The organism is Telmatobacter bradus (assembly GCF_048629425.1).
In the GTDB taxonomy this organism is placed as follows: domain Bacteria; phylum Acidobacteriota; class Terriglobia; order Terriglobales; family Acidobacteriaceae; genus Telmatobacter; species Telmatobacter bradus.
In genome coordinates this window covers 1160785-1172752 of the sequence record NZ_CP184532.1, presented here as the reverse complement: position 1 = coordinate 1172752, position 11968 = coordinate 1160785, and the positions used below count along the sequence as shown (strand labels likewise).

Annotated in this window: 7 protein-coding genes; 3 read left to right on the top strand and 4 right to left on the bottom strand. The window is 58.6% G+C overall.

Features of this window, described 5'->3' with window-relative positions; genetic code table 11:
- Positions 1 to 70: 70 nt before the first annotated feature.
- The 4 genes from ACOBR2_RS04945 to ACOBR2_RS04930 all read right to left on the bottom strand — a co-directional run bounded on the left by ACOBR2_RS04945 (position 71) and on the right by ACOBR2_RS04930 (position 7766).
- Complete coding sequence (locus ACOBR2_RS04945; RefSeq protein WP_420238947.1) at positions 71 to 1282, bottom strand: glycoside hydrolase family 88/105 protein; 1212 nt, start codon at positions 1280 to 1282, stop codon at positions 71 to 73.
- On the bottom strand, positions 1279 to 2562 hold the full coding sequence (pelA, locus tag ACOBR2_RS04940; protein WP_420238946.1) for a pectate lyase: 1284 nt from the start codon (positions 2560 to 2562) through the stop codon (positions 1279 to 1281). Before pelA ends, ACOBR2_RS04945 begins: the two co-directional genes overlap by 4 nt.
- Positions 2563 to 2716: 154 nt before the next feature.
- Positions 2717 to 6484, bottom strand: a complete 3768-nt coding sequence (locus ACOBR2_RS04935; RefSeq protein ID WP_420238945.1) for a carboxypeptidase regulatory-like domain-containing protein — start codon at positions 6482 to 6484, stop codon at positions 2717 to 2719.
- 532 nt (positions 6485 to 7016) lie between these two features.
- The gene (locus ACOBR2_RS04930; RefSeq protein ID WP_420238944.1) at positions 7017 to 7766 is read right to left on the bottom strand and encodes a FadR/GntR family transcriptional regulator; all 750 of its coding nucleotides are present in this window, start codon (positions 7764 to 7766) and stop codon (positions 7017 to 7019) included.
- A 191-nt stretch (positions 7767 to 7957) separates the two neighbouring features.
- Here ACOBR2_RS04930 and uxaC point away from each other — a divergent pair, with 191 nt between their 5' ends.
- From uxaC to ACOBR2_RS04915, 3 genes are read left to right on the top strand one after another with little or no spacing between them, the layout of a single operon-like run.
- Complete coding sequence (gene uxaC, locus ACOBR2_RS04925; RefSeq protein ID WP_420238943.1) at positions 7958 to 9349, top strand: glucuronate isomerase; 1392 nt, start codon at positions 7958 to 7960, stop codon at positions 9347 to 9349.
- A gap of 25 nt (positions 9350 to 9374) precedes the next feature.
- Positions 9375 to 10685, top strand: coding sequence for an MFS transporter (locus ACOBR2_RS04920; RefSeq protein WP_420238942.1), 1311 nt, complete (start codon positions 9375 to 9377; stop codon positions 10683 to 10685).
- Entirely contained in the window at positions 10682 to 11950 is a 1269-nt protein-coding gene (locus tag ACOBR2_RS04915; RefSeq protein ID WP_420238941.1) for a D-mannonate epimerase, read from the top strand. The genes ACOBR2_RS04920 and ACOBR2_RS04915 overlap by 4 nt, the downstream gene beginning before the upstream one ends.
- The last annotated feature ends 18 nt before the right edge of the window (positions 11951 to 11968 follow it).

Here is an 11968-nt window from a genome sequence, read left to right as displayed (position 1 = left end):
GATCAGCAAGCAAAAGCGCGTCCACTTCTTCACGAAGCGGACGCGCTTTTGCTTGCTGCTTACTTTCTGTTTACTTCACGTTCTTCTTCGGCCCAGCCGCCAACTCCATCTCGGCTGCCGCCATCAGGAACGGTCCCACGCCCTTCGGATCGTTCGTGACCACCGGCTCGCTCAGGTAATAGGCATAGCTGCCATCGCGGTAAGGTGTGCCGCCCAGTCCGCCCACCCGCACCGTTCCGGTCACCGAAACATCGTCACCCGTGGCCACAATAAACTGCCGCAGAATGCCCTGATAGCCCTTCTCCGCCGCCACACTGTACGACGCGGGCAGATAGCCTTTGCGCACTCCCTTGGCCAGCGCGTACACAAACATGCACGAGGCCGACGACTCCAGATAATTGCCCTTTGCGCCGCCCTTGTCCAGCACCTGGAACCAGAGGCCCGACTGCGCGTCCTGCACCTTGACCAGCGCCGCCGCCTGCCGGTTGAGCATCTCCAGCAGCGGCTTGCGGCTATTCTCCGGCAGGGAGTCAAGCGTATCCACCAGCGCCATCACCGTCCAGCCTTCGGCGCGAGCCCAAATCTCGGGCGAACGACCGGTCTGCGGATCGGCCCAGCGCTCCTGCTTCGCTGCATCCCAACCGTGGAAGAGCAGCCCCGACTTGGCGTCGCGCAAGTGCTCATCCACCAACTGGAACTGCAGGGCCACGTCGGCAAACTTGTCCTCATGATGCGTTACCCGCGCATATTCGGCATAGAACGGCTCGGCCATGTAGAGCCCGTCCAGCCACATCTGATTCTGGTAACGCTGCTTGTGCCAAAAACCGCCGGTGGGCGTGCGCGGCTGTTTCTGCAACTGGTCATAGAGCAGCCCGGCAGCCTTCAGGTAATGCTTGTCGCCGGTGGTTGCATACAGCCGCAGCAGCTGCCGCCCCATCAGAATGCTGTCCAGCTGGAACTCCGCCGGCTTGTAGGTGGGAATGCTGCCCTCGGGCGTCACCAACTCGTCCACCGCGCTCTTCATGTAGTCGTAGTAGCGCTTGTCGCCGGTCTTCTGATAAACGGCGTCTATGCCCTCCAGATAGGTGCCCAGCTCGTACTTGAAGGTCAGTCTGCCGCCATCGAAGTGCCCACCCGGCCACCGCACCATGGCCGCCTGCGCCGCACGCTCTGACCACGCTGCGCGGACTTGCGGTTGTTGCTGCGCCGTCTGTGCCCACACCCCTGCGGCACAGCAAACCAGCGCCGCCGCCATCGTCTTCTTCGCTCCCGCAAAGCTCATTTTGCCTGTCCCTTCTTCCACTCCGCGTAGCGTTGCAGTGCTGCGCGGGGTTCTTCCCCGTACCAACCATAACCATTGCGCCGCTCCAGAGACAACTCATTCACATCATCGTGAATCGACTTGTCGCGGTCGCCAAAGATCGGCTTGTCGTCGCCGATGCGTGCATAGCGCGGCCAGATCGGCCCGGCTCCGGGCTGCGCCACCAACCTGCGCCCATCTTCAGTGCGCCGGTAGCTGTAGCCATAGATTTTCGTCTTCTCAAACCATTCCGCCACAGCTTGGATGGCCTGCCGCACCTCAGGCGTGGGCTCTTCCAGATCCATCAGCAACAGGGCGATGCTGGCGCTCTCGCCCGCGCTGATGGCTGGCATCTCAAAGTTGCGCGCCGATACCGGCTCCAGCGTCAACATGTCTTCCTGCTGCGCCCAACCCGTCCGCCGGCCGTTTTCCTTGATCTGCGAAGCCAGCGTGCAGCGGATTCCCCGCGCCACCGCCTGCCCGACCTGTTTTCTAAGCGCGTCCGGCACAAAATCCAACTTCGTAGCCGAACGCAACACCGCAACCGTCTGGGTCATGGCGTCATCGTTGAAGGTGATCGCATCATGATAGCCGCCTTCGAGCGGCCACACCTGTGGCCAACCGCCATTGGGATATTGCGCGTTGAGCAGATACTCAATGCCGCGCACATACGCCGCCTGCCACGAAGCTCCAACCACCGCCGGAGCCACCGCAATCACCTTCTGCAGGTAATTCAGCTCGGTCGTCGTGGCGTCGTTGTCGATGGTGCCAATGTAGTTCCAGTCGGGCTCGGCGGGCGCATCAAAATCACCCGGATCAAGAAAGTGCGAGACGTTATTCGGCGCGTAGCGTTCGCCCGGCGTACGCGGCTCCCGGCTCAGATCGAAGTTCTTGCCCCATCCACCTGCCGACGTCTGGAAGGAAACCACGTTGTTGGCAATCCGCCGCGCCTCGGCCGTCGCATACCAAGCCGCTGCACGCTTCATCGGCAAACTCCGGGCAGAAAAACTATGTTCGGGCTCACCCGGCGTAGTCACACCCGCAGCCTTCACTTCAGCGGCAAAAACTGCCTTGTCGGCCGCGCGCTGCCTTTCGCTGCGCTGCAGATACTCCAGCCACGGTCTCTGCTCCGCCGCCGGAAGCTGCGCAATCCGCTCCCGCGTCAGCGAGTAAGCAGGCGTGTTTTTGCCGATGGTGGCAGCGCCCAACAACCCCGCGCCCAACAACAGAACCAGAGCAACCAAAGTTTTTTTGTTCCTCATGCTTCCTCTCCGTCCAAATTTTCTTTTTTCTTTTATGGACGTACCGGCCCACCCGCAGGCCGCAGCAGAAATGACAGCTAACTGTTCCCTGTTCTCTAAAAAAGAGGCTGCCGGCAAAAGCCGGCAGCCTCTTTTGTTTCCAACCTCTCGCCGATTAGAACGAGATGCGGGCCGTGAACTGCCCGGCCTTACGGTTGGCACTGGTGTTGGTGGTCACCTGACCGAAGCTGGTCGAGCCAAATGCAGTGCTGGCTACGGCAAACTGGGTGTGGTTGGTCACGTTGTACCACTGGGCCTTGATGTCGAGCTTGCTACCCGCCAGAATGTGCAGCGGGAAGCTGCGCGAAGCCGAAAGGTCAAGCTGATAGTTGCCCGGGCCACGCAGGTTGTAGGGAGCCATACGCGGCAGGTTGCCATACTCATAAGCTGGCGTGCTCACAAAGGCGTTGGAATCGATGAACGACTTGCTATAGCTAGTCGCTGTCACGCCCTTGCCCCACTTACCGTTGATGCGCGGATTGCCGGAGTAGTTCGGGTTGTACGAAGCCGGGCAGAACGAACTGGACTCCGCCGGGTTGGTGTTGCAGGTAGACATCGTAACCGCCAGCGGCGAACCCGAGTAGGCCTGGAAGATGCCCGACACGGTGTAGCCACCCAACAACATGCGCTCGTAGCGGTTGCTGGCCAGGTAGGTCTTGCCGAGCGGCTCCTTGTAGACCGCAGTCACCACTAGATGCTGCGGCTGGTTGGAGCTCGAAACCGTACGCTCAATCTTCTTGTTGTCTACGTACGAACCACCCGTGGCGTTGTAGATGTAGGTGGTCGGAATCGCATAACCGGCACGGAAGTAACCAGCGTCATCGATCGAACGCGCCAAGGTATAGCTCACGTTCCCCGTCAGACCCTTCCAGTTACGCAGGCTGGCAACCGCCTGCAGCGCGTTGTAGCTGGCGTTGCCCACGTAATCGAAGGAGTCGCCAACCGTCTGGAACGGGAAAGGCTTCAATAGAGTGCTCAGAGCCTGACTCGTACTAAAGTTGCCCAGAGCCGTCGAGTTGCACGAAAGTCCTTCTGATGTGTAGGTGGAGTTGCTGCAGTCCGCGGTAACCGTCGTTGTCGAAGTGCCCGTATCCGCAAGGCGCGCACCCAGGAACAGGTACTTCGGATCAAGCTGATCGGCCCAGGTACCACGAGCGTTCGAACCATCCATCTGCAGGAAGTGACCTTCCGAACCGACGTAGGTCACATTCAGGGCAATGGTGTTGGTCAGCTGACGCTGCACACCAAAGCTCCAGTTGACGTACTCGGGAGCGCGGCTGCCCAGGTACGGATCGATGTAGCCCATGCTCGAAGGCGTACCGGTGTAACCGCTGGTATTTGTATAACCTGTTCCGTAGGTAGCGCCCGAAGCCGCACCCGAAGCAGTCGTATACGTCGGAATGGAAACAGTGTTCTTGGTGTTGTAGGTAAAACCTAGCGAGCTGTTCGTCACAGCACTCGCAGACGACCACGAGGGACCGGCCGAGAAGCCCAGCGTACCCAGCGAAGAGGCATTACCACCCACCGCGTCGCCGTGCGAGAACATGATGCCGAAGCTGCCGCGAACCACCGTCTTCGAATCCAGCTGATAGGCAGCGCCCACGCGAGGTCCGAAGTTCTTGTAGTAGTTGTTCACCGGCGAATGGCAGTTGCAGGCGTTGGAGCCGTAACCGGCAAACTGCAAAGCACCGTTCAAGCCGGTCACCGAGTTGGCCAGTTTCGGGTTAAAGAAGCTGGCGTCGTCGTTGACTTCACGCACCGACGGGTAGAAGTCATAACGCAGACCGGCATTGACGGTCAACTTCGAGCTAACCTTCCAGTCATCCTGCACATAAGGCGACATCGCGCGGAAGCGGGCACCGTAGCCGGGGTGATAGTTGTAGTCGGTAAAGCTGGCCTTGTCGAACTGACCCAGCAGGAAGCTGGCATACGAGTAACCGGTCGAGCTGGTGACCGAAGTGCCGGAGCTGCTGGCAAACTGAGCCGTCTCCGTGTTGGTCGTGGCCAGTGTTACAGGCGTCGATCCACCCGTGGCGGTCGTCGTGTTGTAGAGCAACCATGCAATCTGTCCACCGAAGGTGATCGAGTGCTTGCCGTGGTTCCACTGCAGGTTATCCAGCACCGTGTAGTTCTGGGCGATAGTAACGCCGGCCGTGGTGCCATTCCACTGGGTGGGAGCATCCGTGCCCGAGAAGGTCACGATTGGGAAGGCGTTTGCAGCCTGACCGGCCGGGGCATTGCCAAAAGTAATACCCATGGTCGAAGCCGCGTAGGTCTTGCTGTAGTCAGGATTGAAGGTGGGACCGTTGTAACGGGCATAGCCCCACTTGATCTGGTTCAGCAGGTTGGAGTTGAAGGTGTGCGTTTCTTCCAGGGTCCAGACTGCAGTCTTGGGCGCATAGCCCTGACCGTAGTTGTAAGGAACCGGGCCAACGCCACGACCCGAGGTTGTCTGAACAACCGTGGCACCAGAGGCCTGACGGCCCACTGCACCAACCACGCTGAAAGAGTCATTGGCGCTGAGCACATAATCCACACGGCTGGTCGTCGACCAGTTGTTCAGATTCGTTGCGTTCGGAGCCAGAAAGTTGTTCTGCAGGGCAGTACCAATACCGGTCGTCGGCAGATCGGCCTGCAAGGCCTTGGCAACCGACGAGAAATATGTGCTGGGAATTACATTTTTCGTGCCGCTAGTGCTGACGAATTGCGCGCGCTGGTTGGTAGTAGTGTTGACGGAATACGGGTTGTAGACCAGAGGCAGGCTGGAATTCGAGAAGTCGCCTCCCTGCTGTGCGTAGGTCGGCATGGTGATGGCCGTCGGCGTGGTCGACGAATAGCGGAAGCCGTTGTAGTTCTCAAAGAAGAACAGCTTGTCCTTCAGCTTGCCGTAAGGAACCAGCGGACCGCTGATGTTGATGCCGTACTCGTTGCTGTGCTCTGCGGGCTTCTGCACCACCTGCACATTGTTGACCGTGATGGGAGCCTTGCCCCAGAAACCCCAGGTATCGAGGGCCGTGTTGCGGATGAACTCGTAGCCCGAACCATGGTACTGGTTGCCGCCGCCCTTGACCGAGTAGTTCATGACGCCCTGGCCCTCATAGATTGCCGAGTAGCCGTTGGTCTGAACCTGAAACTGGTCAATGGCGTCCACCGAAATGGCCGTCCATACAAAGCGCGGATCGCCATTGCCGCCGGCGCGTACAAACGGAATACCGTCGATGTACACATCCGAAGCTGCACCCTTCGAACCCGAGCCGTTCACAATGCCTGTGTTGGTGGTGGCATTGCCAGTGGTGTTATTGCCCTGCACGCCGGGCATAAGGAAGGCAAAGTCAGTGGCACGGCGCTGATCGGCCTGGCCATAAGCGCCCATTTCCACGGGCAGTTCGCTGTAGCTTTCCTGTTCCATCGTCGAGCCGAGCGTTGCGTTGCTGGTTTCCAGCTGCGGCGGCTCGCCCGTCACCGTGATTTCCACCGGCGCTGCACCGGCCACATCCAGAGCCGGGTTGTAACCCACCGACTCCATGGCGTTGACGTGAATGTTTTCCTGCTTGAGCGACTCAAATCCCTGCGCCGAAATCTCCAGCGTATAAAGACCCGGGTCTAAAGCCGAGAAAGTGTAGATGCCGGCACCATTCGTCTTGCCCGCAGTTTTAATGCCCGTTGCTGCACTGGTCGCCGTTACTTCTGCGCCCGGAATGACAGCTCCTGTTTTGTCCGTTACAACACCGGTGATCTGGCCCTTGCCTGACAACTGCGCCACGGCCGAAACCGTGCTCAGCATCAGAAAAAGAATCGCCAGACCACAGAGCGTCAGTCCAGTCCTGACCTTGCTCTGCATTCCCCAGGTTGTATTCGATCGGCCCATCAGCCAATTTTGCATGTCTAAAGCCTCCTCGATGTCCCTTCTTGTATTTCTTTCCAGCGCTTTCGATCGATCCGATCCCGAAGCATGTTTACGATCCGTGGTTGATTTTCTCCAACACTCGTAGAAATTCAACGACTTCGTCTGCGTCGTGGTCCGACCACAATCTTCAAGCGGGGAAAGTTTCCTCCTTCTCCTTAACAATTGTCAACATCCAAAATAAGACCCTTGATTTTATTCATTTTGCCCACTTCAAACCGCGCCAAAAACCACACCAGATAATCCACCCTACGGAATGACCTCCCTCATGGTCAGACCTTACCCTGCACTGCTTTTACGGCACTCCAATCGCCATTCTTTCCTTGCGGTCAGTCCGCACACTCCTTCTCCAGCGCCGCAATTATATAGTGAGTGCTGAACGTGGCCTGCCTGGAATAGCCTGCAATGCGGCAGACAATTTCGTTCTGCAGCCACAACAAAAAAGAACAGGGAACAGGCAGAGCCGTCTAGCCCCCCTGTTCCCTGTTCTCTAGCACCTAAAAACTAGAACCTACTCTTTGGCTCCCGCCTTCACCACTTTGACGCGCAGTCTGCGCTCCTGGGGCTTTTCCATGCCCTGCGATTCCTGAGCCATGCGCAAGTGTTCTTCCATCAGCTTGCGAGCCTCCAGTGGCTTGTGCCCCCGGATCGCCCGATAGATTTCGCGATGCATCTCAGCCGACTCACGAATATCAATAGCCCGTTCCACGGTTTTGCGCCGCTTGTCGTAGAGCGCGCTGGTCAGCGTCTCCACCAGCGAGGCCATGATCGGGTTCCCCGAGGCCTGCGAAACAATACGATGGAACATTACGTCGTGGATCAGGTAGTCTGAGGGGCTTTCAACGGCGGCAAACATCTCGGCCACCTCTTCGGCCAGGGCGGCATGATGCTCTTCCTTGCCGCGTTCGGCGGCCAGGGCTGCAATATTGCTTTCCACAATGATGCGCGCCTCGAACATCTGCCACGTCTGATAACCATGCAGCGCCCCCATGAAGCCAAGCGAGGCGCGGCTGAACTCCGGCGGACCATCGGCCACAAAAGTGCCCACGCCGTGCTTGACCTTCATCACGCCCATGGCGGCCAGATAGCCAATACCGGTACGCAGGCTGGCCCGGCTGATGCCCAGAGTACGCGCAAACTCCCTCTCCGGCGGGATCTTGTCCCCCGGCTGCAGGGTTCCATTCTCAATCAGAGAACGGATGTGGTTAACCACCTGCATCGTGCGGTGGGATTCCTGGGCCTCTTCTTGGGCGTACACCATAAACTTCGGTCACCTTTTATTCTTGTCTAATACCCGATTTTCAAAGCACAATGAGCTTACCACTCCGAGGCTACAACCCGGAATCCTGCATTTCTCTGTCACGTACAATTCCATTGCAGGGTGTGTATACTGTGGTCTGACCTCGGTCGAGGCCGCATCTTTACCCACTCCGCCAGGAGGTAGTTTCTATCATGTTGCTTCACGAAGATCGTCTTTTTCCTGCTGAACCAAGTGCCCGCAAAGTTGCCAAGGCCCTTTACGCCGAAGTCAGTAAGCTGCCCATTATCAGCCCGCACGGCCACACTCAGGCCTCGTGGTTCGCCAAGAACGAGCCCTTTCCTGACCCTGCCACGCTCTTCGTGCAGCCTGACCACTACGTCTTCCGCATGCTCTACAGTCAGGGCGTTGACCTGGACACGCTGGGCATCGGCAAGGCCAAAATTGAGAACCCCCGCGAAGTGTGGCGCATCTTTGCCAAGCACTACTATCTGTTCCGCGGAACGCCCAGCCGTTTGTGGCTCGATTATGCCTTCCAGAGCCTGTTTGGCCGCGAAGAGCGCCTGAACGAGAAGAACGCCGATGAGTATTACGACGCTATCGACGCCGCGCTGAAGACTCCCGAGTTCCTGCCCCGCGCCCTCTTCGAGCGCTTCAACATGGAAGTTCTTTCCACCACAGATTCGCCGCTCGACACCCTCGAAGACGTGGCCGCGATCCGCAAGTCGGGATGGAGCAAGCGTATTCTGCCCGCCTTCCGCCCTGATCCAGTGGTGGATGCTGACTTTATCGGCTTCCATGAGAACCTGATCCAGCTCGGTGAACTCTACAAGGAAGACACCGCCACCTGGTCCGGTTACCTGAATGCCCTGCGCAAGTCGCGTCAGTTCTTCAAGAGCATGGGCTGTACCTCGACCGACCATGGCCACCCGACGGCTCTGACCGCTGACCTGTCGAAGAGCGAAGCCGAGGCCCTCTACGCCAAGATTTTTGCTGGAACCTCGACCAAGGCCGAGCAGGAACTGTTCCGCGGCCAGATGCTGACCGAAATGGCCGGCATGAGCGTTGAAGACGGCCTGACCATGCAGATCCACCCCGGTTCGGTACGCAATCACAACGCGGTCATCTACCAGAAGTACGGCCGTGACAAGGGTTGCGACATTCCCAGCCCCACCGAATACGTGCAGTCGCTGCGTCCTTTGCTGAACCGTTACGGCAACAACAAGGACCTGACTATCATTCTGTTTACGCTCGATGAAACCTCCTACAGCCGTGAACTGGCTCCGCTGGCCGGCCACTATCCCGCCCTGCGCCTGGGTCCGTCGTGGTGGTTCCACGATAGCCCGGAAGGCATGATGCGCTTCCGCGAGCAGGCTACCGAGACCGCGGGCTTCTACAATACGGTAGGATTTAATGACGACACCCGGGCGTTTCTCTCCATTCCTGCCCGGCACGATGTGGCCCGGCGCGTGGACTGCGCGTTCCTGGGTCGTCTGGTTGCCGAACACCGGTTGGAAGAGTCAGAAGCTTTCGAGGTCGCCCATGAATTGACGTATGGCCTCGTCAAGAAGGCCTACAAGCTGTAATCATCGGCTGTAAGGAGAACGGATAATGGATGGGAACCTCTCGCTAAGTGTGGAGACGGAAAAAACGCCTGCGCCCGAAGAACGCCTCGGACATGTGCGTTGGTCTGTTTGCGCCATGCTTTTTGCGGCGTTGACAATCAATTACATGGATCGCTCGGTCATTTCGATCCTCAAGCCCACGCTTCAACAGAGTATCGGCATGACGGAGCAGGGCTATAGCTACGTCGTGGATGCGTTTTTTGTGGCCTACTCGATCGGTCTGCTGGTAGTCGGGCGACTGGTTGACAAAATAGGCACACGCAAAGGCTTCCTGGCCATCATGACCGTCAGAACTCTGGCGGCCATGAGCCACGGACTGGCCAATACCGTGCTGCAGTTCGGCGTTGCCCGCTTCGCTCTGGGAATTGGCGAATCGGGCAGCTTCCCGGCTGCCATCAAAACCGCAACCGAGTGGTTTCCGCAGAAGGAACGCGCGCTGGCCACTGGCATTTTCAACTCCGGAACCAATATTGGCGCGGTTCTGGCTGCCTTGATTGTGCCGTGGGTTACCATCCACTGGGGCTGGCACGCGGCCTTCCTGGTCACGGGTGCCTTCAGCGCTTCATGGATTCTCTTGTGGTACATTTTTTACCGCAAGCCCTCCGATCACCACACGCTGTCTGGAAGGGAGCTGCGTCACATCTGTGACGGAGCTGCAACCGTCCCGACAGGCCCGTCTGCTCCCTGGCTGACACTGCTCGGCTATCGCCAGACTTGGGGATATACCTTCGCCAAGGCGCTCACCGATCCGGTCTGGTGGTTCATTCTCTTCTGGATGTCGGCCTTCTTCAGTGATCGATTCCATCTGAGCATTACCCATCTGGGATTGCCGATGATCATCGTTTATAACGCCTCGGCCGTGGGCAGCATCTTTGGTGGCTGGCTGCCGGTTCCTTTCATCAAGATGGGCATGTCGGCGAGCAAGGCGCGTTTGTCTGCCATGTTCACCTGCGCCCTTGTTGCGCTTCCCATTTGCGCGGTCACAATGGTCGGCACCGAGTGGGCAGCCATTGTGTTGTTCAGCCTGGTAACGGCAGCACATCAGGGATGGTCGGCAAATCTGTTCACCACCGCCTCGGATATGTTCCCGCGCAGCGAAGTGGCTTCCGTAACCGGCATCGGCAGCATGGCCGGTGGCGTTGCCGCCACGGCGTTTGCCACCTTCGTGGGCTACTGGCTGCAGCATACGCACAACTATTCGTTGATTTTTGCTCTTTGCGGTAGCGCCTATCTGGTGGCACTGCTTCTCATGGTCGGGTTTGCTCCTGGCCTGAAAAAAGTGGAGTTTGCAAAATGAGCCTTTACTGTGCAGTCGGCAGTATCGATACGGATCTAACGGGAGAGCAGCTCAAGGAGCTGCTCTCCTCCGCTTTGGCCCAACTTGGCGAGCGCAAGCGCGTGCTCGTCGTCCCCCCCGATCAGAGCCGTGAGCACTCCCGCGCCGGTGAACTTACCCGTTACGCCTACCAGTACTACGGCGATCACCTCAAAGCGGTTCTGCCCGCCCTCGGCACCCACTCCGCCATGCGCCCCGATCAGATCGCGCACATGTTTGCCGGTGTGCCTGCTGACCTGTTCCGCGTGCACGACTGGCGCAATGACATTGAAACCGTCGGTATTGTTCCCCCCGAGTTCATCAAGCAGCAGTCCGAGGGCAAGCTGGAGTACGAGTGGCCCGCCCAGGTGAACAAGCTGCTGTTGCATGGCGGCTTTGACCTGATCCTGTCCATCGGCCAGGTAGTTCCCCATGAAGTGGTTGGCATGGCCAACTACACCAAGAACATCGTGGTGGGCACCGGCGGCGGCAACGGCATCAATCGCAGCCACTATCTGGGTGCCGTCTACGGCATGGAACGCATCATGGGCCGTGCCCTGAACCCGGTCCGCAACGTCTTCAACTACGCCCAGGACAACTTCCTGACCCAGCTGCCCATCGTCTACGTGCACACTGTCGTCGGCCGCAAGGAAGATGGTTCGCTGGCCGTCCGCGGCCTCTACATTGGCGACAAGCTGGACTGCTTCACCGAGGCTGCCGACCTCAGCCTCAAGGTCAACTTCGAAATCGTTGATCGTCCCATCCAGAAGGCCGTCGTCTACCTTGAGCCCGAGGAGTTCCACTCCACCTGGATTGGCAACAAGAGCGTCTACCGTACCCGTATGGCACTGGCCGATGGCGCTGAGCTGATCATCCTCGGACCCGGCGTCCGCGAGTTCGGTGAAGACGCCGGCATCGACAAGCTGATCCGCAAGTACGGCTACCACGGCACCGACAATACGCTCGAAAAAGTCAGGAACAATCCGGAGCTGGCCAACAACCTGAGCGCCGCCGCCCACCTGATCCATGGCTCCAGCGAAGGCCGCTTCCGCATCACGTATTGCCCTGGGCACTTGACGAAGGAAGAGGTCGAAGGAGTAGGCTTCGGCTACGGCGATCTGAATGCCATGCTGAAGGTCTATGATCCGGCCAAACTGCAGAATGGCTTCAACCAGATCAACGGTGAAGAAATTTTCTTCATTTCCAATCCCGCACTCGGCCTCTGGGCGCATCCCAGTCGGCTCTGAAACATCGGATACTGTGGG